Origin of the sequence: Mesorhizobium sp. Root552, from assembly GCF_001427285.1 — a bacterium.
Lineage (GTDB): Bacteria > Pseudomonadota > Alphaproteobacteria > Rhizobiales > Rhizobiaceae > Mesorhizobium.
The window spans coordinates 317,714-339,565 of record NZ_LMFV01000023.1; the positions used below are offsets into that span (position 1 = coordinate 317,714).

General features: G+C 62.3%; 20 protein-coding genes. 12 read left to right on the forward strand and 8 right to left on the reverse strand.

The annotated features are described in order from the left end of the window. Positions 1-234: 234 nt before the first annotated feature. Both ASD50_RS23105 and ASD50_RS12280 read right to left on the reverse strand, forming a co-directional pair. A complete protein-coding gene (locus ASD50_RS23105) occupies positions 235-933 on the reverse strand; it encodes a hypothetical protein (RefSeq protein ID WP_156465055.1) in 699 nt (232 codons plus the stop codon). A 70-nt stretch (positions 934-1,003) separates the two neighbouring features. Continuing rightward, positions 1,004-2,026 carry a substrate-binding domain-containing protein gene (locus tag ASD50_RS12280; protein ID WP_056241265.1) on the reverse strand — a complete coding sequence of 341 codons (1,023 nt, stop codon included), beginning with the start codon at positions 2,024-2,026 and terminating at the stop codon, positions 1,004-1,006. 342 nt (positions 2,027-2,368) lie between these two features. Here ASD50_RS12280 and ASD50_RS12285 point away from each other — a divergent pair, with 342 nt between their 5' ends. The 5 genes from ASD50_RS12285 to ASD50_RS12305 all read left to right on the forward strand — a co-directional run bounded on the left by ASD50_RS12285 (position 2,369) and on the right by ASD50_RS12305 (position 9,389). After that, positions 2,369-3,724 carry an ABC transporter substrate-binding protein gene (locus ASD50_RS12285; RefSeq protein WP_056241268.1) on the forward strand — a complete coding sequence of 452 codons (1,356 nt, stop codon included), beginning with the start codon at positions 2,369-2,371 and terminating at the stop codon, positions 3,722-3,724. A gap of 215 nt (positions 3,725-3,939) precedes the next feature. Continuing rightward, positions 3,940-4,953, forward strand: a complete 1,014-nt coding sequence (locus tag ASD50_RS12290; protein WP_056241271.1) for a carbohydrate ABC transporter permease — start codon at positions 3,940-3,942, stop codon at positions 4,951-4,953. A gap of 269 nt (positions 4,954-5,222) precedes the next feature. Further along, positions 5,223-6,377: a carbohydrate ABC transporter permease gene (locus ASD50_RS12295; protein WP_056241276.1), complete on the forward strand. Its 1,155-nt coding sequence runs from the start codon at positions 5,223-5,225 to the stop codon at positions 6,375-6,377. Positions 6,378-6,584: 207 nt separating this feature from the next. Then, positions 6,585-8,246: an alpha-glucosidase gene (locus ASD50_RS12300; protein ID WP_056241574.1), complete on the forward strand. Its 1,662-nt coding sequence runs from the start codon at positions 6,585-6,587 to the stop codon at positions 8,244-8,246. 30 nt (positions 8,247-8,276) lie between these two features. Continuing rightward, entirely contained in the window at positions 8,277-9,389 is a 1,113-nt protein-coding gene (locus ASD50_RS12305; RefSeq protein ID WP_056241278.1) for an ABC transporter ATP-binding protein, read from the forward strand. 74 nt (positions 9,390-9,463) lie between these two features. On the opposite strand, the gene ASD50_RS12310 is transcribed toward ASD50_RS12305, so the two are convergent. Beyond that, positions 9,464-9,676: a DUF680 domain-containing protein gene (locus ASD50_RS12310; protein ID WP_056241282.1), complete on the reverse strand. Its 213-nt coding sequence runs from the start codon at positions 9,674-9,676 to the stop codon at positions 9,464-9,466. 500 nt (positions 9,677-10,176) lie between these two features. On the opposite strand from ASD50_RS12310, the gene ASD50_RS12315 reads away from it, so the two are divergent. Further along, complete coding sequence (locus ASD50_RS12315) at positions 10,177-11,625, forward strand: aldehyde dehydrogenase family protein (RefSeq protein WP_056241286.1); 1,449 nt, start codon at positions 10,177-10,179, stop codon at positions 11,623-11,625. A 144-nt stretch (positions 11,626-11,769) separates the two neighbouring features. Here the strand turns inward: ASD50_RS12315 and ASD50_RS12320 are convergent, their stop codons facing one another. The 3 genes from ASD50_RS12320 to ASD50_RS12330 all read right to left on the reverse strand — a co-directional run bounded on the left by ASD50_RS12320 (position 11,770) and on the right by ASD50_RS12330 (position 14,504). Beyond that, entirely contained in the window at positions 11,770-12,489 is a 720-nt protein-coding gene (locus tag ASD50_RS12320; RefSeq protein WP_056241289.1) for an MBL fold metallo-hydrolase, read from the reverse strand. Next, complete coding sequence (locus ASD50_RS12325; protein WP_056241293.1) at positions 12,489-13,655, reverse strand: diphosphate--fructose-6-phosphate 1-phosphotransferase; 1,167 nt, start codon at positions 13,653-13,655, stop codon at positions 12,489-12,491. The genes ASD50_RS12320 and ASD50_RS12325 overlap by 1 nt, the downstream gene beginning before the upstream one ends. 87 nt (positions 13,656-13,742) lie before the next feature. Continuing rightward, the gene (locus tag ASD50_RS12330) at positions 13,743-14,504 is read right to left on the reverse strand and encodes a L,D-transpeptidase (RefSeq protein WP_056241296.1); all 762 of its coding nucleotides are present in this window, start codon (positions 14,502-14,504) and stop codon (positions 13,743-13,745) included. Positions 14,505-14,714: 210 nt separating this feature from the next. Between ASD50_RS12330 and ASD50_RS12335 the strand changes: the two genes are divergently transcribed. Continuing rightward, positions 14,715-15,338 carry a LysE family translocator gene (locus ASD50_RS12335; protein WP_056241580.1) on the forward strand — a complete coding sequence of 208 codons (624 nt, stop codon included), beginning with the start codon at positions 14,715-14,717 and terminating at the stop codon, positions 15,336-15,338. A gap of 8 nt (positions 15,339-15,346) precedes the next feature. Here the strand turns inward: ASD50_RS12335 and ASD50_RS12340 are convergent, their stop codons facing one another. After that, positions 15,347-15,697 carry a hypothetical protein gene (locus tag ASD50_RS12340; RefSeq protein WP_056241583.1) on the reverse strand — a complete coding sequence of 117 codons (351 nt, stop codon included), beginning with the start codon at positions 15,695-15,697 and terminating at the stop codon, positions 15,347-15,349. A gap of 231 nt (positions 15,698-15,928) precedes the next feature. Here ASD50_RS12340 and xylB point away from each other — a divergent pair, with 231 nt between their 5' ends. The 4 genes from xylB (at position 15,929) to ASD50_RS12360 (ending at position 19,871) form a co-directional block, all read left to right on the forward strand. Beyond that, positions 15,929-17,383 carry a xylulokinase gene (gene xylB, locus ASD50_RS12345; RefSeq protein WP_056241299.1) on the forward strand — a complete coding sequence of 485 codons (1,455 nt, stop codon included), beginning with the start codon at positions 15,929-15,931 and terminating at the stop codon, positions 17,381-17,383. After that, a complete protein-coding gene (xylA, locus tag ASD50_RS12350; protein ID WP_056241303.1) occupies positions 17,380-18,705 on the forward strand; it encodes a xylose isomerase in 1,326 nt (441 codons plus the stop codon). Before xylB ends, xylA begins: the two co-directional genes overlap by 4 nt. 132 nt (positions 18,706-18,837) lie before the next feature. Continuing rightward, positions 18,838-19,050, forward strand: coding sequence for a hypothetical protein (locus ASD50_RS12355; protein WP_056241307.1), 213 nt, complete (start codon positions 18,838-18,840; stop codon positions 19,048-19,050). Positions 19,051-19,100: 50 nt separating this feature from the next. Next, positions 19,101-19,871 (forward strand): TIGR01458 family HAD-type hydrolase, encoded by a 771-nt coding sequence (locus ASD50_RS12360; protein WP_056241310.1) that lies wholly within the window; start codon positions 19,101-19,103, stop codon positions 19,869-19,871. 7 nt (positions 19,872-19,878) lie between these two features. Here the strand turns inward: ASD50_RS12360 and ASD50_RS12365 are convergent, their stop codons facing one another. Beyond that, positions 19,879-20,859: a GlxA family transcriptional regulator gene (locus tag ASD50_RS12365; protein ID WP_056241314.1), complete on the reverse strand. Its 981-nt coding sequence runs from the start codon at positions 20,857-20,859 to the stop codon at positions 19,879-19,881. Between the two features lie 72 nt (positions 20,860-20,931). On the opposite strand from ASD50_RS12365, the gene ASD50_RS12370 reads away from it, so the two are divergent. Beyond that, positions 20,932-21,849 carry a 3-keto-5-aminohexanoate cleavage protein gene (locus ASD50_RS12370; RefSeq protein ID WP_056241317.1) on the forward strand — a complete coding sequence of 306 codons (918 nt, stop codon included), beginning with the start codon at positions 20,932-20,934 and terminating at the stop codon, positions 21,847-21,849. Positions 21,850-21,852: the final 3 nt, after the last annotated feature.

A 21,852-nucleotide genomic window follows, 5' to 3' on the forward strand; every position in this document is an offset into this window, starting at 1 on the left:
CGGGTCCATTGGGCCGAACCAATGGGGGGAGGTCACCGCCGCCCTGACCGTTGCCCGGTGCGCAGCCGGTTCCCGCAAGAGCGATGGGACGGATTATGCGGGAGGTGGCAGAGGGTGGGAAAAGTGAGGTGAAGGTTTTTGTAGGAAGTGAGTGGGATCAAGGGTTTGGGGAGTGAAGAGGATGGGTTTCCTAGGCAAATATTCTCCAGGTAACCACATCTGCCGGAACGCAATCTATCTCACAGCGCGTTTCGACCCGGATAATCTATGCTCTGGTGGCACCGAACTGACATTCTGCTTGACGTTTGATGGGTCTTGTAAAGCGACCGAAATCTTTGTGAGTAGCAGTGGCAGTTGCGATATGTCGGACCTGCTCACGCCATCTCGGCGGATCTGCCAACCTACCGTCTTGTCCAGATGAACAGCCAGATCCGCTTTTTCAAGCAACTGCAATACGTCGCTGTTGTATCTCTCACTGTAACGTTCGACCATTCTTATCTCAGCATTCGTTTCTCGGTCACTATGAGGGTATTCGCCGCCTGTCCAAGTTGTAGTTCTCACCTCTTGCCAAGCTTTGATTCGCTCCGCCTCAAATTCCGCTATCAAAGCAGATATTTTCTCAGCAAGTTTGTCGGCTGTATTTGCCAGTGCTCGTCGATCTATATCAAAAGTCTGTTTTTTTAGTTCAGATTTCCGCACTATAGTATCTAGCCAAAATCCGGCAGCAAAGGCCACGACAGCAATCGCTGTGTTTAAAGCCCAAGGTTGGGTAAGATATTTATACGGAGTTGGTGTATATAACTCCCATAACCATGATAGTAATCCATCCCATCCATGTCTCTCTGCAAGTTTTTCTATATTTAAATAAAGAATAGCAAAGAAAGGAATAGTAATATACTTTAATAAATGCCTTGCAATACCGTATGGCGCCATGAGGGTCTCATGTAGAAAGTGCCGTGAATCGTGATGTTATCATACGCTTCTACGCCCGATTTCGCCAGTGTCAGCGCGGCACGCCGGCGACGGAGCTGCGCACGACGAGATCGACCGGCCACACTTCCCCGCGCGACCCGCTTTCGAGTCCTGAAATGCGGGCCGCCAGCCGCTCCGCCACCCGCGCGCCGGCTGCCCGGATCGAGGAGCGGGTGGTGGCGAGCGGCACGGAGAAGTTCTCGGGTCTCAGCCACGGAAAAACGTCGTCATGAGCGATCAGCGAGACGTCGCCCGGAATGCTGACGGCAAGGTCGCGCGCTGCCCGCACGACGCCGAGCGCCATGATGAGACTGGAGCAGAGGATGGCTGTCGGCGCATCGGCGCTTTCGAGCAGCCGTCGCGCCGCCCGGTAGCCGTTCTCCTCGGTCATTGTCATCGAGAGGATATGGCGCTCGTCGAGCGAGAGGCCGTCGCCGGCGAGCGCGCGCCGCACGCCTTGCTCGCGATGGATGGCGAAGGTTTCCCTCATATCGCCGTTGATCAGCGCGATGCGCCGGTGGCCAAGCTGCAGCAGCAGCCGCGTCGCTTCGCGGAAGGCACCCTCATTGTCGATGTCGATATAGGAATAGTCGAACTCATGGCCGTCGCTGCGGCCATGCACGATGAAGGGAATGCCGAGCGCATGGAGAAGCGCGATGCGGCGGTCGGCAGGACGGGGCGAGGAGATATAGACGGCATCGACCTGCTTGTTCGCCACGATGCGGCGGTAGGTGGTTTCCTGGTCTTCGGCATCGGCGGGCGACAGGACCAGGTCGAGTTCGTGCGAGCGCGCATAGTCGCCGAGGCCGGACAGGAATTCGACGAAATGCGGGTCGATATCGACGCTGGCGCCGGTCGGCAGCACGTAGCCGATCATGCCGGTCTTGCCGGTGGCGAGCCGCCGCGCGCTCGGGTTCGGGCGGTAGCCATGCCGCTTGGCGGCGTCCATCACCCGCCGGCGCGTTTCCTCGTTGACCTCCGGGTAGCCGTTCAGCGCCCGGCTCACCGTCGTCTGCGAAAGCGCCAGCATCTGCGACAACTGTTTGAGGTTCAAGAACCTGTCTCCGAAATCCAAAGCGCTTTAAAAACTCGACCAAAAAGCCCGAGTGTGCTCCGCTTAACAATAGGCGCGGCGATCGGTCGAAGGAAGGCAGAACCGTTGCTGCGGCGCAAAATTGCATGATGCAGTGCAGAATTATGGCAATGTCGAGGAAAATTAAATCGATTAGTGTTTAAGCGTCTTGACTCTCCACCGATTCAGTGACGAGATAAGCAGAACCAAAGCGCTTTGAAATTGCCTTCAAAGAGTCAGGTTCTGGCCTTGAAGGCGGCAAAGCAGCCTCGGCGCGCGGAATGGAGGTTCCGCACGATATCTTGCACCATTGGGAGGAAGCCGATGAAGAAGATGCTTTTGACGGGCGCGGCCCTTGCCGCGCTGGCATGGAGCCTGCCCGCGCATGCTGAGCTGAAGTTCAAGCCGGGCGAGGACCAGAAGTTCCACTGGGCGAATTTCGACGAGCTGAAGAAGGTCGACCTCAAGGGCGAGACGCTGACCATTTTCGGGCCGTGGCGCGGCGAGGACGAGGACCTGGTGCGTTCGGTGCTGGCGTATTTCGTCGAAGCCACCGGCGTGGAGCTGAAATATTCCTCTTCGGAAAACTATGAACAGCAGATCGTCATCGACACGCAGGCCGGCAGCCCGCCCAACATCGCCATCCTGCCGCAGCCGGGCCTCATCCAGGATCTTGCATCCAAGGGGCTGCTGACGCCGCTTGGCGACGACGTCGCCACCTGGGTGAAGGACAATTACGGCGCGGGCCAGTCCTGGGTCGATCTCGGCACCTACAAGGGCAAGGACGGCACGCCGGGCTACTACGCTTTCCCCTACAAGGCCGACGTGAAGTCGCTGGTCTGGTATTCGCCCGACAATTTCGAGGAAGCCGGCTACGAGGTTCCCAAGACGCAGGAGGATCTGGCCGCCCTTGAGCAGAAGATCGTTGCCGACGGCGGCAAGCCGTGGTGCATCGGGCTTGGCTCCGGCGGCGCGACCGGCTGGCCGGCGACCGACTGGGTGGAAGACATCATGCTGCGCACGCAGCCGCCCGAAACCTATGACAAGTGGGTGAAGAACGAGATTCCGTTCAACGATCCGGCGGTGGTCAACGCCATCGACATCTTCGGCAAGATCGCGACCGACGACAAGATGGTCGACGGCGGCGCGGCAGCGGTTGCGGCGACCGATTTCCGCGACAGCCCCAAGGGCCTCTTCACGGTGCCGCCGAAGTGCTACATGCACCATCAGGCATCGTTCATTCCCTCCTTCTTCCCCGAGGGGACGGAACTCGGCGTCGATGCGGACTTCTTCTATTATCCGCCCTATGCCTCCAAGCCGGAACTCGGCCAGCCGGTTCTGGGCGCCGGCACGCTGGTAATGATCACCAAGGATTCCAAGGCCGCGCGCGAATTCATCAAGTTCCTTGAAATGCCGCTCGCGCATGAATTGTGGATGGCGCAGAAGAGCTTCGTGACCCCGTTCAAGGGCGCGAACACCGAGGCCTACGGATCGGATGCGCTGAAGAAGCAGGGCGAGATCCTGGCCAATGCCACGACCTTCCGCTTCGACGGTTCCGACCTGATGCCCGGCAAGATCGGTGCAGGCTCGTTCTGGACCGGCATGGTCGATCTGGTCGGCGGCAAGCCGGCCGAGGCGGTGGCGACCGACATCCAGAAAAGCTGGGACGCCATCAAGTAAAGACTCGCAAAGGGCGCGGGGCGGACGCAGCCTCCCAGGCGCGCTGGCCCGGACCGTCGAAGGCCCGGGCCAGTGGGGAAAGGCGGCATAGCGTGAAACTTGGGGCAGCCTGACGCGGCACCTGCTGGCTGCCCGCGCGTGCCGGCTGCACGACAATGGGGCGGGGCAGGCAAGTGTCCCGACCGGAAAAGAATCGGCTCTCGGGGGAGGAACCCATGGCAGCGCAGATTTTCTCGGCCATTTTCGTCATTGTTGTCGGTGTCGGCGGTTGCGTCGCCTATTTCTGGGGCGCCAACAAGCTGCTCGACATGATCTTCCCCTCGCGCGGCGTGGCAGGCGCTGCGGCTGTCGACAATCTGCGCCGGCAAGGACTGGTGCGGCCGTGGCTGTTCGTCGGCCCGGCGCTTCTGATCCTGACGATCTACCTGATCTATCCGGTCATCGAGACGCTCAGGCTCTCGTTCATGGACCGCGGCGGCGAGAATTTCGTCGGCTTCGCCAATTATGCGTGGGCCTTCGGCGACCGCGAGTTCCGCAATTCCATCCTCAACAACATCTTGTGGCTGGCGGTTGTGCCGGCGGCCTGCACTTTCCTCGGTCTGGTGATCGCGGTTTTGACCGACCGCATCTGGTGGGGAACCATCGCCAAGAGCCTGATCTTTTTGCCGCTGGCGATCTCGTTTGTCGGCGCCAGCGTGATCTGGAAGTTCATCTACGAGTATCGCGGCGAAGGCCAGGTGCAGATCGGCATCCTCAACGCCATCGTTCAGTATTTCGGCGGCGCGCCGCAGGTGTGGATTTCGATCCCCTTCTGGAACAATTTCTTTCTGATGGTGATCCTGATCTGGATCCAGACCGGCTTTGCCATGGTGATCCTGTCGTCGGCGTTGCGCGGCATTCCCGAGGAAACGCTGGAGGCTGCGGTGATCGACGGGGCAAGCCCGTTCCAGATTTTCTGGAAGATCATGATCCCGCAGATCTGGGGCACGATTGCGGTGGTGTGGACCACCATCACCATCCTCGTGCTGAAGGTCTTCGACATAGTCTTGACCATGACCAACGGCCAGTGGAACAGCCAGGTGCTCGCCAATCTCATGTTCGACTGGATGTTCCGTGGCGGCGGCGATTTCGGCCGTGGCGCGACCATTGCGATCATCATCATGATCGCGGTGATCCCGATCATGATCTGGAACATACGCCAGGCCAACCGCGAGACGGGAGGGCATTAGACCATGCCCAGCTTGGTTTGCACCAATTCTGTTTCGCTGTCGGCGCGGCGACCGACGCGAAGGCTTGCGAAGGCCGATGCGGGACATCGGCCAAGCAAGCCGGCAAAGTTGGCGTCCGCCGACAGAAAACCCGAAGGGCCGGGTCAATTTGCGTCAAATCCTTCGGGCTTCGGCTCGGCCGTAGGCCCGCTACGACCTTCGCCAAACCCCTCGACCTTGCCGCAAATTGCCGCCGGCAGAGTGATGCAAACCAAACTGGGGATGGTCTGATGGCTGGTTCGACCGGAAAATCCTTCATCGGCCGTTTCGGCGTCCATCTCGCGGTGCTTGTCTTCGTCGTCATCTGGACGATCCCGACGCTCGGCATCTTGGTCTCGTCCCTGCGCGACAAGGACCAGATCATCGCCTCCGGCTGGTGGAATTCGTTCTCGACCTCGAGCCAGACCGGTGCGGGGCGGCTTGGAACGGCGGCCGACCAGGTCGAGAAGGACGGCAAGTTCCTGATCATGGGCAATCTGTTCGAGGCGGGGAACGCCGCGACGCTGTCGGCCTTCGGCGTGCGCTCGCAGGAACCGACCAAGTACGAGGCAGGCTCGGTCGCGGAACTCAACGACGGCGTGACGCTGCAGGTCAACGAAGACGGCTCCTATGTGCTGACCTCGCCGGTGAAGCTGGAAGGCACGCGCGGCCAGCGCGTCTACTACGCTGCCTCGACGCCGCCGCGCTTCACTACCGAAAACTACCAGACGGTGCTGTTTTCCGAAGGCATCGGCCGCTCGTTCATGAATTCGCTGACGGTGACGATCCCGGCCACGGTGATCCCGATCCTGATTGCGGCCTTCGCCGCCTATGCGCTGGCCTGGATGCGCTTTCCGGGACGGGCGCTTTTGATCGCCGTCATCATCGGCCTGCTCGTCGTGCCGCTGCAGATGTCGCTGATCCCGCTGCTCAAGCTTTACAATGGCGTCGGCGTCTTCTTCGGCGTGCCGGTGAAAACCTATCTCGGTATCTGGCTGGCGCATACCGGCTTCGGCCTGCCTTTCGCCATCTACCTGCTGCGCAGCTATATCGCCGGCCTGCCGCGCGAAATCATGGAATCGGCGCGCATCGACGGCGCCAGCGACTTCGAGATATTCGTCAAGATCGTGCTGCCGCTGTCGTTCCCTGTGCTGGCCTCGTTCGCCATCTTCCAGTTCCTGTGGGTGTGGAACGACCTTCTGGTGGCGATGGTGTTCCTCGGCACCGAGGCAGACCAGATCGTGCTGACCGCCAAGCTGAATGCGCTCCTGGGTTCGCGCGGCGGCGACTGGGAAATCCTGACCACCTCGGCCTTCGTCACCATCATCGTGCCGCTGATCGTGTTCTTCTCACTGCAACGCTACTTCGTGCGCGGCCTTCTCGCCGGCTCGGTCAAGGGAGGCTGATTTGATGTCTTTTACCCCCCTCTGGCCTGCCGGCCATCTCCCCCTCAAGGGTGGAGATTGCTTGAATGGTCGGGTATCCTCAGTAGCCAACCTTGTAGGATCGGCACGGAGTGTCGTGTCGCCGATCTCCCCCCTTGAGGGGGAGATGGCCGGCAGGCCAGAGGGGGGTCCAAAGCGGACCGTCGTCCACATTTCGAGCCGGTCATGATGAAGTCAGCACTGAAATCAGTCCCCGAAGTAGCCGTGAACCGCGACTGGTGGCGCGGCGCGGTGATCTACCAGATCTATCCGCGCAGCTATCAGGACTCGAACGGCGACGGCATCGGCGACCTCAAGGGCATCATCCAGAGACTGCCGTACATTGCGGGCCTCGGCGTCGATGCGATCTGGATATCGCCCTTTTTCAAGTCGCCGATGCGCGACTTCGGCTACGACGTCACCGACTATTGCGACGTCGATCCGATGTTCGGGACGCTGGCGGATTTCGATGCGCTGGTGGCCGAGGCGCATCGGTTGGGTCTCAAGGTGATGATCGACGAGGTGATTTCGCACACCGCCGACGACCATCCCTGGTTCAAGGAAAGCCGCGCCAGCCGCACCAATGCGAAGGCCGACTGGTATGTGTGGGCCGATGCCAAGCCGGACGGCAGCCCGCCCAACAACTGGCTGTCGATCTTCGGCGGCTCGGCCTGGCAATGGGATACCCGCCGCCAGCAATATTACCTGCACAATTTCCTGTCGGAGCAGCCCGACCTTAACTTCCACAACAGGGAGGTTCAGGACGCGTTGCTGGACGTGACGCGCTTCTGGCTGGATCGCGGCGTCGATGGCTTTCGCCTCGACACCATCAATTTCTATTTCCATTCCAGGGGTCTGGAGGACAACCCGGCCCTGCCGCCCGAACAGCGCAACGACCAGACCGCGCCGGCGGTCAATCCCTACAACTACCAGGACCACCTCTACGACAAGAGCCAGCCCGAGAATGTCGGCTTCCTTGAACGCTTCCGGGCCTTGCTCGACGAGTATCCGGCGGCTGCCGCCGTCGGCGAGGTTGGCGATTCGCAGCGCGGGCTTGAGGTCGTGGCGGCCTATACGGCGGGTGAAAAGCGTGTCCACATGTGCTATTCCTTCGACTTCCTCGCGCCCGAAAAGATCAGCGCCGCCAAGGTGCGCGGCGTTCTGGAAAGCTTCGGCAAGGTGGCGACCGATGGCTGGTCGTGCTGGGCGTTTTCCAACCACGATGTGATGCGCCACGCTTCGCGCTGGGCAGCGGGCGAAGTCGATCCGACGGCCTATCTCAAGGTAGTGTCGGCGCTTTTGATGTCGCTGCGCGGATCTGTCTGCCTCTATCAGGGCGAGGAGCTCGGCCTGACCGAAGCAAACCTTGCCTTCGAGGATTTGCAAGACCCCTACGGCATCCGCTTCTGGCCGGAGTTCAAGGGCCGCGACGGCTGCCGCACGCCGATGGTGTGGGACGAAAATGCGGCAAACGGCGGCTTCTCGACGGCCAGGCCCTGGCTGCCGGTGCCGCGCGAGCATCTGGCCGCCGCCGTTAGTAGGCAGCAGGGCGACGAGGCATCGCTGCTGGAACACTATCGCCGTTTCCTGGCGTTCCGCAGCGCGCATCCTGCCTTTGCCAAGGGCGATATCGAATTCCTTGCAGGCGACGGCGATGCGGTCGTTTTCACCCGCCGCGAGGGCAACGAGCAGATCGTGTGCGCCTTCAATCTTGGCAGCAAGCCGGCCGAGGTCGATCTGGGTGCGGGGCATGCGCTGCAACCATTGTCCGGGCATGGCCTGTCCGGGCAGGCGGCGAAGGGCAAGGTGCGGCTTGGCGGTTACGGTGCCTGGTTCGGGCGGGTTGCTTAATCAGGGTTCAGAAGTTTACGGGAGGAAATCATGGCCGATCTGACGCTCAGGCAAGTGAAGAAGTCCTACGGAAGCGTGCATATCCTTCACGGCATCGACCTCGACATCAAGTCGGGCGAGTTCATCGTTTTCGTCGGGCCGTCGGGTTGCGGGAAATCCACGCTGTTGCGGACCATTGCCGGGCTTGAGGAAATTACGTCTGGCGAACTCAACATCGCTGGCGAGCGGGTCAACGACGTGCCGCCGTCGAAGCGCGGCATCGCCATGGTGTTCCAGTCCTATGCGCTTTATCCGCACATGACGGTCTACGACAACATGGCCTTCGGCATGAAGATCGCCAAGGAAGACAAGGCCGAGATCGACCGGCGCGTGAAGCAGGCGGCTGAGATCCTGCAACTGACCAAGTACCTCGATCGCCTGCCGCGCGCCATGTCCGGCGGCCAGCGCCAGCGCGTCGCCATCGGCCGCGCCATCGTGCGCAACCCCAAGGTCTTTTTGTTCGATGAGCCGCTGTCGAACCTCGACGCGGCGCTGCGCGTGGCAACCCGCATCGAGATCGCCAAGCTGAAGGAATCCATGCCCGACACGACGATGATCTATGTCACCCACGACCAGGTCGAGGCGATGACATTGGCGGACCGCATCGTCGTGTTGAAGGATGGTCACATCGAGCAGGTCGGCACGCCGATGGACCTCTACAAGAAGCCGGGCAACCTGTTCGTGGCGCAGTTCATCGGTTCCCCGGCGATGAATATCTTGCCGGCGACCATCGTCACGGCGGGCAAGACGACGGTGGTGGATCATGTCGATGGGCGTAAGGCCACGGTGCCGATCGCGTCACAGGGCGCCGCCAAGGGTGCGGCCATCAGCTTCGGCGTGCGGCCCGAGGATTTGTTCGTCGCCAACGGCAAGGATTATCTGTTCGAGGGCAAGGTCGACTACGTCGAGCAGCTGGGCGAAGTGCAGCTTGTCTATATCGACATCGGGCGCGGCGACCAGCCTCTGGTGGCGAAGCTTCCCGGCAATGTCGAGGTCAAGCGCGGCAGTACTTTGAAGCTGAACGCCAATGCGGAGGACCTGCACATTTTCGACGGTGCAGGCCGCTCGTTCGCTCATGCCGATGCGGTGGCCGAAGCCGCCTGAGACAAGGGTTGCATGCGCAGATAATAAAAGAGCGGCGGTAAGCCCGCCGCTCTTTGGGTATTCTCGGCCGGCTATTAGCTGTTGCCGCCCAGGCGCTGTTCTGCAGCGGTGTTGGACTTCACCACGTAACCATTCGAACCAGCGTTGACCGAAGCGGTGTAGCCGCTGTCGACATTGGTCGAAACCGGCGGGTTGTTGACCGCATCGGAACCATAGTGGTCGCTGCCGGCAAAGGAGGCGCCGGTGACGGCAAGAATGGCGGCGGCGGCGAGAGCAATCTTCTTCATTTCAAGTACTCCAGATTTTAAAACATCCGTCCATCTAGCGGCGTTTCCTTGGGAGGATTTTTGCGTCGTTTGGACCTCCCCGATGTGGGTGGGGATAGGCTGGCTTGCCAATCACGAAATTGTTCATACCTGGACTAATCCAATACCTCTTGAACATATGAAATGACTGCTTAGCAATCAAGTTTTTCAAGTAATATCAATATGATGAATGAAATGCCGCTTGGACGAAAAGCGAGGTTCCCACTTTCTCGTTCACACCGTCTTGGACACACCGTCAACAAAAGCCGGCTAATGTTGCATTTGATTTTACCTGGCATGAAATTTTCGTCGAAAATTTCTCTGCCGTCATTGGTGCTTGGGCACGCATTTGGGTGGCCAAAAGCGTGTTCGGCATGGACTGGCCCCACATATCCTGCCCGTTGAGGCTTGAGCGCCGGCGCAAAGAGGCGCTAGAAAGCCGCCCGGCCGGTGCCCGGCCACCGCGACAAAGGAGCTGGACGATGCTGCGCAAGACGGATTTCTTCATCGATGGAAAATGGGTCGCTCCGGTGGTGGCAAAGGAGCTGGAGGTCATCAACCCGGCTGACGAGCAAGCCTTTGCCGTGATCTCCATGGGTTCGGCGGCGGATGTCGACAAGGCCGTGGACGCGGCGCGACGCGCCTTTGAAAGCTGGAGCGTGACGACCCGCGAAGAACGGTTGGCAGCGCTCGAGCGCCTGCTCAAGGTCTACAAGACCCGCATGGGCGACATGGCCAAGGCGATTTCAGACGAGATGGGCGCGCCGATCAAGCTTGCCTTCGAATCGCAGGCGGCAAGCGGCGCAGGCCATATCGAGGCGTTCATCCGGACGCTGGAGGACTACAAGTTCGAGACGCCGCTGAGCGACGACAACCGCGCAGAGCACATCGTGCATGAGCCGATCGGCGTGTGCGGGCTGATCACGCCGTGGAACTGGCCGATGAACCAGGTGACGCTGAAGGTGGTGCCGGCGCTTGCGGCAGGCTGCACCGTGGTGCTGAAGCCTTCGGAGATCGCGCCGATCTCGTCCGTGGTCTTCGCCGAGATCATGGAGGCTGCGGATTTCCCGGCCGGTGTGTTCAACATGGTCAATGGCGATGGGCCGGGCGTGGGCGAGGCGATGTCGCGCCATCCCGGCATCGACATGATGTCGTTCACCGGTTCGACCCGCGCCGGCATTGCCGTTGCCAAGGCGGCGTCGGAGACGATCAAGCGCGTTGCGCTGGAGCTGGGCGGCAAGTCGCCCAACATCGTCTTTGCCGACAGCGACCTCGAGGCGGCGATCAAGCGCGGCGTGCGCCACTGCTTCAACAACACCGGCCAGTCGTGCAACGCACCGACCCGCATGCTGGTCGAACGCCCGGTCTATGATCGCGCCGTGGGCATTGCCGCCGATGTCGCCGCGACCGTGAAGGTCGGTAATCCGGCAGACGACGGCAATCATATCGGACCGCTGTCTTCCGAGGTGCAGTTCACCAAGGTGCAGAGCCTGATCGAAAAAGGCATCAAGGAAGGCGCGCGCGTGGTGGCGGGCGGGCTTGGGCGGCCGGAAGGTTTCAACCGCGGCTACTATGTGCGCCCGACCATCTTTGCCGATGTGAACAACGACATGACCATCGCGCGCGAGGAAATCTTCGGCCCGGTGCTGGCGATGATCCCGTTCGACACCGAGGACGACGCGGTGGCAATCGCCAACGACACGCCCTATGGGCTCGCCGCCTATGTGCAATCCGGCGACAAGGTGAAGGCGCAGCGCGTGGCCCGCAAGCTGCGCGCCGGCATGGTGCAGATCAATGGCACGAGCCGTCCTTTTGGCAGCCCGTTCGGCGGCTACAAACAGTCTGGCCTTGGCCGCGAAGGCGGCAAGTGGGGGCTGGAGGATTTCCTCGAGGTGAAGGCCGTGAGCGGCTGGGACGAAGCCGTCGGCTGAGGGGCGCCCCTCACCCTTACCCTCTCCCCGCAAGCGGGGAGAGGGGATTCTGAGAGGTTGCGGTGGCGTCTCTTCTCCCCGTTCTTCACGGGGAGAAGATGGCGGCAGCCAGATGAGGGGCCATCCTTCCGAGTGTGACCTGACCTAAAGATCGGCCGTCCGCTGCTGGTAATTCGAGGCGATTTCGCGCATGCGATCGCGGCTGAAGCTCGGCCCGTGGCCGCCGTGGCCGATGCGGATCGGCAGGTCGGTGAGGCGCTGCATTGTGTTGCGATAGGCGGCGCGGTCGGAGTCCGGCAGGTCGTCGATCAGCGTATCGTCATAGATGGCGTCGCCGCTGAACAGCGTGCCGTCGGTCTGATCGAAAAGTGCAATGGAGTCCGGCGAATGACCGGGCAGATGCAGCACGGTGAACCGGCGGTCGCCGAGATCGACGCTGTCGCCTTCGCTGAGCGCACGCGTCAGCGGCGCAGGCTTGATGGCGTAGTTTCCGGCGGTCCAACCCGGTTCGGGCAGTTGCGATACGGGGGCTTCCATGTCGCGGAAAAAGTCTGCGTAGGTGGCGGCGTCGCCCATCCGTTCGAATTCGGCCGCGCTGTAGGCTGGCCCGGCGCGATGTTCGAACTCGTGCATCGAGCCGATATGGTCGAGATGGATGTGGGTGGCGACGACGATCAGCGGTTTGCCGGCGGGCGTCGCAATTTCCGGCGCGAGCGGGCAGATGCCCATGCCGGTATCGATGAGCAGGTCGGCGTCGCGGCCTGCGACATGCCAGATGTTGGCGCGCAAATAGTCGTTGACGTATGGCTCGGTCAGGTGCGTGGTGACCGCATCAACATGCTTCTTTGCGAACCAGCCCGCCATCAGACGAATGGCCGCCCGACCTGGTATTTGGCCGGGACCAGACGCTTCAGATAATCATAGGCCGGTTGCGCGAGACGGTTGGCGTCGGCCTGCATGAAGTCGGGCGGCATGTGGCGCGTCTTGCCGGCGACGTGGTCGAGCGGCACCTTTTTCAGCACGGTCTGGTGGCCGTCGAACTGCAGCGCGACCGAGCCGCCGCCTTCGCCAGCGACGGCTGCCGCGAATGCGCCTGCCTTGAAGGCTTCTTCGCTGTCGACCGCGTTGATGGCGCCGACATAGCCGCGCGGCATGTAGCCGAGCGCATCGACGCGGGCGCGTTTGCCGGGCAGATGCGTTGCGAGCGCCTGTTCCAGTGCTGCGGTGAGGTCGCTGCCGGAAAGCTTGACGTTGCCGTGCTGGTCGCGCTCCAGCCGCTCTGGCGGCACGAGGCTCTCGACCAGCGCCTTGCCGTCGGCGGTGGATACGCCTTCGGAGACGGCGACGATGCAGCGCCGGTGGCGGTCCAGGGTGGCGCGGACATCATCGACGAAGCGGGCAACCTCGAAGGCGCGTTCGGGGACATAGACAAGGTGCGGGCCGCTGTCTTCGTCCAGTTGCCACGCGGCGGAGGCGGCGGTGAGGAAGCCGGCGTGGCGGCCCATGACGATGCCGACATAGATGCCGGGCAGCGCCCGGAAATCGAGGTCCACGGAGAGGAAAGCGCCGGCGACGAACTCCGCCGCCGAGATGAAGCCCGGCGTGTGGTCGTTTTCCTCCAGGTCGTTGTCGATGGTCTTCGGCGCATGGACGAACGCGATGCTGCCGCCGGAAGCGTCGGCGAGGATCTGCTGGGTGCCGGCGGTGTCGTTGCCGCCGATATAGATGAAGGCGTCGGCACCGGCCTTCTGCAGGCCCTTGAGGATGACATCGCAATAGGCTGCGTCCGGCTTGTCGCGCGTCGAGCCGAGCGCGGACGAAGGCGTGCGGCCGATGAGGCGCAACTGGTCTTCGCGGATGTCGGTGAGATCGACATAATCGCCGTCGCGGATGCCGCGCACGCCGTGGCGCGCGCCGAGCACGCGCGCACCTTTATGACGCTTGCGGATTTCGAGCGCCGCGCCGACGAGTGTCTGGTTGATGACGGCGGTCGGTCCGCCGCCCTGTGCGATGACGAATGTCGCGGACATGGTTCAAGTCTCCGGCGTAATCGTCGTCACAATCGCGCTTCCGGGCAAGCTGCGCAACAGAAAATTAAATCGGTTGAAAAATACCTTTTATACCACGACGACCGGGTTCTTTTTCGACACGCGGCTGTAGAGGTCGATGATGTCCTGGTTGATGAGCCTGACGCAGCCTGACGACATCGCCTTGCCGATCGACCACCATTCCGGCGAGCCGTGGATGCGGTAGCCGGTGTCCTGGTTGTTCTGGTAGATGTAGAGCGCGCGCGCGCCGAGCGGATTTTCAAGGCCGCCGGGCTGGCCGCCCTGCCACTTCACCAGTTCAGGCTTCCGGGCGATCATTTCGCGCGGCGGCGTCCATGTCGGCCATTCCTTGCCGTACTGGATGTTGGCGCGGCCCGACCAGCGGAAGCCGTCCTTGCCGACGCCGACGCCGTAGCGGATCGCCTCGCCTTCCGGCTGGACAAGATAGAGGAAGCGCTCCTGCGTATGCACGACGATGGTGCCGGGCGCTTCGCCGGTAGGGTCGACGACGATCTGGCGGCGGAACTTGGGATCGACCTTGAGATAGGGCACTTCCGGCACGGCGAAGCCGCCATCGGTCAGGCCCGCATACATGACGTCGGGGCTGGTCACCTGCTTGTCGACGCTGATGGCTGGCTTGAGCGAACGGATCGACCCGGTCGGGCCGCTGTCGAGCTCAAGCGCCGGGAATTCCATCGAGGTGCAGCCGCCGACGGTGAGCAGCGCGGTGGCGCCGATGCCGCGAAGCAGCGCGCGGCGCGAGGCCGAGACTTCGTCGGGAGCGGTTTCGCCGGGCAAAGGCGAAGGCAAGTTGTTCTGCAACTCAGGCATGTACGCTTAACCTTACAGGAGTGCCGCAACCGGAGGGGCGGCCATTGCAAGGCATTTTCGACAGCTATGGTTTACAAAACATGAAGGCTACATCCACCGGTTGCCACAATTGGCGACGGATGCGGTTGAGTAGCGGCGAAATCCTAGATGCGGGGTCTTTACATCAAGGCGAAGGCGGGGATTTATCCTTTTCTTTGGATGGAGAGAACGATGTCGTTCGAAGCCTGGCTTGCCTTCACCGCCGCCTCGATGGTCCTGCTGGTCATTCCCGGCCCGACGATCCTTCTTGTCGTTTCCTACGCGCTCGGCCAAGGCTGGCGCACGGCCTTGCCGATGTCGGTCGGCGTCGCGCTTGGCGACTTCACCGCCATGACGCTGTCGATGCTGGGCATTGGCGCGCTGCTGGCGGCATCGGCGACCGTGTTCACGGTGCTGAAACTGATTGGCGCGGGCTATCTGATCTATCTCGGCGTCAAGCTGTTCAGGGCAGGCGGAACGCTTAACGCCGAGCCGCGCACCGATGCCGTGTCATCGGCAAAGATGATGGCGCATGCCTGGCTGGTGACGGCGCTGAACCCCAAGAGCATCACCTTTTTCGTCGCCTTCCTGCCGCAGTTCATCGACCGCCACGCGGATTTCCTGACCCAGATGATGATTTTCGAGGGCACTTTCCTCGCGCTCGCCTTCGCCAATGCCTTCGGCTACGCGCTTGTCGCAGCAAGGGCGCGCAGCCTCGTCGGCAATCCGAGGGCGATCCGCATCTTCAATCGCGCGGGAGGTACGCTGCTCGTCGGCGCCGGCGTCGCCACCATGGCCGTCCGCTCAGGTTCTTGAGACAGGCGTCAGCCGACCAGCTTGGCGATCTTCGAAACTTCGAAGAAGTCGAACAGGATGGCCAGCGCGACCCCACCACTGGTCAGTAGAAGGCCTGTCATGAAGATGCGGTTGGCGCGCTCGAAACGCTGCTTCTTCAGGCACTGGTGCTTGAGCAGTTCGGACAGCGCCTTGATCTGAAGCGCGATGCCGAGAAGGATCGGCAACAGCGCGAAGCCATCCTCGGGCTGCCACGGGATGGGGTTGGCGGCCCAGTGGGTGACGAAGCCGAGCGAGAAAGCCAGCACGATTCCGACAACGGTGAGCGTGCCGTTGCGGAAAATCGTTTCGATCAGTTCATCGGGTTCGTCTGGCTGCATCTTCACACTCAACATCGGCGCTGCACGGCTGTCAAACGCCCGTGATGACGACACATTGAAGTCTCGAAATTGCGGTTTCCAATATTTTTTACGGATATCGAAAAAAATAGCTTCGTGCCTTGCGATTTTTTGATATGAAAGGCTGCGAGGCGGGAGGCAGCGCGCGGAACGGTCGCGCAGTCCTGGCATTGGTCCCGTATCGCTCCGCACACTGCTTTCGGGAGGAAGTCCATGTATCTTGGCCTTGACCTGGGCACGTCAGGCGTGAAGGCCTTGCTGATCGATGCCGGGCAAAAGGCTGTTGGTGCCGGGCATGGCTCGCTCGACGTATCGCGGCCGCATAACGGCTGGTCCGAGCAGAACCCCGCCGACTGGATCGCCGCCTGCGAGGAAGCGATTGCCGAACTGAAGGCGGCTCACCCGAAGGAACTTGCCGCCGTCAAGGGAATTGGCCTGTCGGGCCAGATGCACGGGGCAACGCTGCTCGACGCCTCGGACAAGGTTCTAAGACCCTGCATCCTGTGGAACGATACGCGCAGCCATGCCGAGGCGGCACGGCTCGATGCGGATCCGCGTTTTCGCAAACTCACTGGCAATATCGTCTTTCCGGGCTTTACCGCGCCGAAGCTTGTGTGGGTGAAGAACAACGAGCCGGACACCTTTGCCAAGGTGGCAAAGGTTCTGTTGCCCAAGGACTACCTGCGGCTCTGGCTTGCGGGCGAGCATATGTCCGAAATGTCGGATTCGGCGGGAACCGCGTGGCTCGATGTCGGCAAGCGGCGCTGGTCGTCCGGCCTGCTGGCCGCGACGGAGTTGGACGAGAAGCATATGCCCACTCTGGTGGAAGGCACCGAACGGGCCGGCGCGCTGCGGGCCGAACTGGCTTCGAAATGGGGCATGCAGGCGGGCATCCCGATTGGCGGCGGCGCGGGTGACAACGCCGCGTCGGCCTGCGGCATGGGCACGGTGGGCGAGGGGCACGCTTTCGTGTCGCTTGGAACATCCGGCGTGCTGTTCGCGGCGAACGCCGCTTATCTGCCCAATCCTGAAAGCGCCGTGCACACCTTCTGCCACGCTTTGCCGGATACATGGCACCAAATGGGCGTGATCCTGTCGGCGACGGATTCGCTCAACTGGCTTTGCGAGATCGCCGGCAAGGATGCCGCCGAGCTTACGAACGAGCTTGGCGACGGCTTGAAAGCGCCGACCGGCGTGACGTTTCTTCCCTATCTTTCCGGCGAGCGCACGCCGCACAACGACGCTGCCATCCGGGGTGCATTCATCGGGCTCGAACACGCATCCAGCCGCGCCGTGCTGACGCAGGCCGTGCTCGAAGGCGTGGCCTTTGCCTTCCGCGACAGCCTCGAAGCCTTGAAGAAGGCCGGCACCAAACTTGATCGCGTCACCGCCATCGGTGGCGGTTCGCGCTCGCGCTACTGGCTGAAGGCAATTGCGACGGCGCTCGGCATTCCGGTCGATGTGCCGGCGGACGGCGATTTCGGCGCGGCCTTCGGCGCGGCGCGGCTTGGCCTGATCGCTGCCACCGGAGCTGATCCGCGCGCTGTCTGCGCACCGCCTTCGACGGATGAGACCATCGAGCCCGACATGGCGCTCACTGGCAGTTTTTCCGATGCCTACCAGCGCTATCGGGCGCTTTATCCTGCTATCAAGGGAGTTCAAGCATGAGCACCGGCTTCTTCGGCGACATCAAGAAGATCAAGTATGAAGGACCGGATTCGACCAATCCGCTTGCCTATCGCTTCTACAATCCCGACGAGGTGGTCGCCGGCAAGAAGCTGGCGGACCACCTTCGCTTTGCCATCGCCTATTGGCATTCCTTCGCCTGGCCGGGCGGCGACCCGTTCGGCGGCCAGACATTCGACAGGCCGTGGTTCCCAAAGGGGGGCGAAGATGACGACATGGAAAAGGCGCGGCTGAAAGCCGACGTCGCCTTCGAGATGTTCTCGCTCTTGGGCGCGCCCTACTACTGCTTCCACGACGCGGACGTTCGGCCCGAAGGCAGGGATTTCTCCGAGAGCGCCGCAAACCTGGACGAGATCGTCGACATTTTCGAGAAGAAGCAGAAGGAAACGGGCGTCAAGCTTCTGTGGGGAACGGCGAACCTGTTCTCCAACCGCCGCTACATGGGCGGCGCCGCCACCAATCCGGACCCGGATGTGTTTGCCTATGCGGCGGCGACGGTGAAGAAATGCATCGATGTCACCAAGCGGCTGAAGGGCGAGAACTATGTGCTGTGGGGTGGGCGCGAAGGCTATGAGACGCTGCTGAACACCGACCTGAAGCGCGAGCGCGAGCAGGCGGGCCGGTTCCTGTCCATGGTCGTGGACTACAAGCATCGCATTGGCTTCAAGGGCACGATCCTGATCGAGCCGAAGCCGCAGGAACCGACCAAGCACCAGTATGACTACGACGTGGCGACGGTGTACGGCTTCCTCAAGGATTTCGGGCTGGAGAAGGAGGTGAAGGTCAATATCGAGCAGGGCCACGCCATTCTCGCCGGGCACTCCTTCGAGCATGAGCTGGCGCTGGCCAATGCGCTTGGCATCTTCGGCTCGATCGACATGAACCGCAACGACTACCAGTCCGGCTGGGACACCGACCAGTTCCCCAACAACGTGCCGGAAATGGCGCTGGCCTATTATCAGGTCTTGTCGGGCGGCGGCTTCAAGAACGGCGGCACGAATTTCGACGCCAAGCTGCGCCGCCAGTCGCTCGACCCCGAGGATCTTTTGATCGCCCATATCGGCGGCATGGATTGCTGCGCACGCGGCCTGAAGGCAGCGGCGCGGATGATCGAGGACAAGGCGCTGTCCGGCCCGCTGGAGGAGCGCTACGCCGGCTGGAAATCGGCCGAAGGCAAGGCGATGCTTTTGGGCAAGCGCACGCTGGAAGAGATCGCCGAGCGCGTGGTGAAGAAGAAAATCGAGCCGCAGCCGAAGTCCGGCCGGCAGGAATATCTGGAGAATATCGTCAACCGCTACGTTTGACGCGAACCGGGACCGGCGGCGGCGAGAAGGAGATTTTTGCCGCTGCCGCAAAACTGCCGCTATGTCTTCACGAGCCCGTCACGGGCCGCCTCTATATCACTCATCAAACGAGTCGAAAGGAGGCGAAGCGACATGCAGCACGAACGTGAAATCGACGCTCTTCTGTCCAACGAAGTTTCCGACTCCATCATCGATAGATTGATGACATTGCCGCGCCCGTCATCCGGTTCGCAATCCGGCAATGAGTGGGATCGCGCGGTTGCCAGCCGCTTCGAAGCCCAGCTTGCGCGCCGGTTGCGCACGCTGCTCGACCAGCCTGCCGAATCTCGCGACGCGGCGGCCTGAGGGCCGTCAAAAAGTTTGACGCGGAAAGGAGCCTCGGCCATCCTTTGCCGATGCTGCGTGGCGTGCTTCTGGATCTTGCCGGTGTGGTCTATGATGGCGACACCTTGATACCCGGCTCTGCCGAAGCGATCGGGCGGTTGCGCGAAGCCGGGCTTTCGGTTCGCTTCATCAGCAACACGACGCGCTCGCCGCGCAAGGCGCTCGTGGCCCAGCTTGCCGGTTTCGGCATCGAGGTTTCCGACGATGAAGTGCTGACCCCTGCCGGGGCCGCCATCGCCTGGCTTCTGGAAAACGGGCGCTCGCCGCACCTTGTGGTCCATCCGAAACTGGGGCCGGAATTCGATGGGATAGAATTCGCGGGGCCGCCGGCGGTGGTCGTCGGCGATGCCGGCGAAACTTTCGACTATGCGATGCTCAACCGGGCCTTCCGGCAGTTGATGGACGGAGCGGATTTCATTGCGCTGGCCAACAACCGCCTGTTCAAGGATCGGGACGGATTGCCCAGCATGGATGCGGGCGCCTTCGTCGCGGCGCTGGAGTTCGCCAGCGGAGCGAAGGCGACGGTGATCGGCAAGCCCGCGCCGGCATTCTTCGAAGCTGGCCTGCGCGAGATGGGTTGTGCTGCCGGCGAGGTTGCGATGGTGGGCGACGATGCCGAAAGCGATGTCGCGGGGGCCTTGCAGGCTGGTCTCGGCGCAGCGCTTCTGGTGCGGACCGGCAAGTATCGTGCGGGCGACGAACGACGCTTCGATCCGCCGCCGACTGCCGTGACGGCCGATCTCGCGGCGGCGGTGGAATGGCTTTTGTCCAAACGAATGTGAACCGCTTCTATTTCTGCCTGAACTGCGAGGGTGCTTCGCCGAAGCTGTTGGCGAAGGCGCGCGAAAAGGTTGCGGCGGAGGAAAAGCCGGTGCGCGCGGCGATGTCCGCCATCGGCACGCGCGTGTCCACGACCAGCCGCCGTGCTGCATTGAGGCGGAGCCTGAGGTAATAGGCGCCCGGCGTTTCACCGATCGATTTGCGGAAGATGTTTTCGAGCGTGCGCGGCGTGACGCCTGCGCGCCGGGCTACGGACGCGACCGGCAGCGGCTGGTCGACATGCTGTTCCATGAGGCGGATCGAGTGCGCAAGGCGCGGGTCGTAGCCGTCGAGGCGGCCGAGCGAGACCAGCGGCTGTGCGTCGGTCGCGGCGCGCGACTGGTCGTAGATGAACACGCTCGCCACATCGAGCGCCACCGCCATGCCGAGGCGCGAGCGGATGAGATGCAGCATCAGGTCGAAGGTGGGCGATGCACCGCCGCTGGTGAACACGGGACCGTCTATTACATAGCGGTCCGGCCGCACGTCGGTGCCGGGGAAGGCGGCGGCAAAATCCTCCATGTCCTCCCAGTGGGTAGTCGCGGCACGGCCTTCGAGCAGGCCGGCGCGGGCGACGAGCCATGTGCCTGCCTCGACGCCGCCGACCGCGCGCGCCGCGCGCGCGATGCGGCGCAGGCCGGCAAGCAGGGCGGCGGTGGCGTAATGCTGCGTGCCGAAGCCGGCGATGACGACCACCATGTCGGTGTCGTCACTGGCGTCGAAGCGCCCGCTGACGGCGACGGGCAGGCCGCAAGTGGTGGCCGCCGGCTCGCCCGTCATCGAGACCAGCTTGAAGTCGAACAGGGTTTCGCCGGTGATGCGGTTGGCGGCGCGAAGGGGATCGATGGCTGAGGCGACGCACATGATCGACGCGCCGGAAAACACCAGCAGCGTGACCTTGAGCGGCGTATGGTCGGCACGGAAGATGGATGGTTTTTCGTTTCTTGCCATTCTCTATTCGTAAAACGCAAAGCAAGCCGCCGCAAGCGGCGCGATGATGGCCAAGCTTTAGGGAGGATTGCCATGCCGCTCGAGATGAATCGCGAGGTCTTCATTACCTGTGCCGTGACCGGATCGGGCGGCACGCAGGACCGCAGCCCGCATGTGCCGCGTTCGCCGAAGCAGATTGCCGACTCGGCCATCGAGGCGGCAAAGGCGGGTGCTGCTGTGGTGCACTGCCATGTGCGCGACCCCGAGACCGGCAAGCCGCGCCGCGATGTCCATCTCTACCGCGAGGTGACCGACCGTATCCGCGCGGCGGATGTCGATGTCGTGCTGAACCTCACTGCCGGCATGGGCGGCGACATGGTGTTCGGCTCGCCGGAAAACCCTTTGCCTCTGAAGGTGCAGGGAACCGACATGGCGGGCGCTGCCGAGCGCGTCGAGCACGTGCGCCAGTGCCTTCCGGAAATCTGCACGCTGGACTGCGGCACGATGAACTTCGCCGAAGCCGACTACGTGATGACCAACACGCCCGGCATGTTGCGCGCCATGGGTTCCATGATGACCGAGATCGGCGTGAAGCCGGAGATCGAGGCTTTCGACACCGGGCATCTGTGGTTTGCCAAGCAGCTTGTGCAGGAAGAAGTGCTGAAGCCGGATGCGCTGGTGCAGCTTTGCATGGGCGTGCCGTGGGGCGCGCCGGACGACCTCAACACCTTCATGGCCATGGTCAACAACGTGCCGAAGGAATGGACATGGTCGGCGTTCTCGCTTGGCCGCAACCAGATGGCCTATGCCGCGGCAGCGGTGCTTGCCGGCGGCAACGTACGCGTCGGGCTGGAGGACAATCTGTGGCTGGACAAGGGTGTTCTGGCCACCAACGCGCAACTGGTGGAGCGCGCCGTCACGGTGGTTTCCAACATGGGCGCGCGGGTGATCGGGCCTGAAGAGGTGCGCAAGAAGCTGAACCTTACCAAGCGTGCGCCGCTGGCTGCCTGAACG

Excerpts from the sequence above, each read along its gene's own strand:
- ASD50_RS23105 (WP_156465055.1), bottom strand. The coding sequence starts at position 933 with ATGGCGCCATACGGTATTGCAAGGCATTTATTAAAGTATATTACTATT.
- ASD50_RS12285 (WP_056241268.1), top strand. The coding sequence starts at position 2,369 with ATGAAGAAGATGCTTTTGACGGGCGCGGCCCTTGCCGCGCTGGCATGG.
- ASD50_RS12290 (WP_056241271.1), top strand. The coding sequence starts at position 3,940 with ATGGCAGCGCAGATTTTCTCGGCCATTTTCGTCATTGTTGTCGGTGTC.
- ASD50_RS12295 (WP_056241276.1), top strand. The coding sequence starts at position 5,223 with ATGGCTGGTTCGACCGGAAAATCCTTCATCGGCCGTTTCGGCGTCCAT.
- ASD50_RS12300 (WP_056241574.1), top strand. The coding sequence starts at position 6,585 with ATGAAGTCAGCACTGAAATCAGTCCCCGAAGTAGCCGTGAACCGCGAC.
- ASD50_RS12305 (WP_056241278.1), top strand. The coding sequence starts at position 8,277 with ATGGCCGATCTGACGCTCAGGCAAGTGAAGAAGTCCTACGGAAGCGTG.
- ASD50_RS12310 (WP_056241282.1), bottom strand. The coding sequence starts at position 9,676 with ATGAAGAAGATTGCTCTCGCCGCCGCCGCCATTCTTGCCGTCACCGGC.
- ASD50_RS12315 (WP_056241286.1), top strand. The coding sequence starts at position 10,177 with ATGCTGCGCAAGACGGATTTCTTCATCGATGGAAAATGGGTCGCTCCG.
- ASD50_RS12320 (WP_056241289.1), bottom strand. The coding sequence starts at position 12,489 with ATGGCGGGCTGGTTCGCAAAGAAGCATGTTGATGCGGTCACCACGCAC.
- ASD50_RS12325 (WP_056241293.1), bottom strand. The coding sequence starts at position 13,655 with ATGTCCGCGACATTCGTCATCGCACAGGGCGGCGGACCGACCGCCGTC.
- ASD50_RS12330 (WP_056241296.1), bottom strand. The coding sequence starts at position 14,504 with ATGCCTGAGTTGCAGAACAACTTGCCTTCGCCTTTGCCCGGCGAAACC.
- ASD50_RS12335 (WP_056241580.1), top strand. The coding sequence starts at position 14,715 with ATGTCGTTCGAAGCCTGGCTTGCCTTCACCGCCGCCTCGATGGTCCTG.
- ASD50_RS12340 (WP_056241583.1), bottom strand. The coding sequence starts at position 15,697 with ATGCAGCCAGACGAACCCGATGAACTGATCGAAACGATTTTCCGCAAC.
- xylB (WP_056241299.1), top strand. The coding sequence starts at position 15,929 with ATGTATCTTGGCCTTGACCTGGGCACGTCAGGCGTGAAGGCCTTGCTG.
- xylA (WP_056241303.1), top strand. The coding sequence starts at position 17,380 with ATGAGCACCGGCTTCTTCGGCGACATCAAGAAGATCAAGTATGAAGGA.
- ASD50_RS12355 (WP_056241307.1), top strand. The coding sequence starts at position 18,838 with ATGCAGCACGAACGTGAAATCGACGCTCTTCTGTCCAACGAAGTTTCC.
- ASD50_RS12360 (WP_056241310.1), top strand. The coding sequence starts at position 19,101 with ATGCTGCGTGGCGTGCTTCTGGATCTTGCCGGTGTGGTCTATGATGGC.
- ASD50_RS12365 (WP_056241314.1), bottom strand. The coding sequence starts at position 20,859 with ATGGCAAGAAACGAAAAACCATCCATCTTCCGTGCCGACCATACGCCG.
- ASD50_RS12370 (WP_056241317.1), top strand. The coding sequence starts at position 20,932 with ATGCCGCTCGAGATGAATCGCGAGGTCTTCATTACCTGTGCCGTGACC.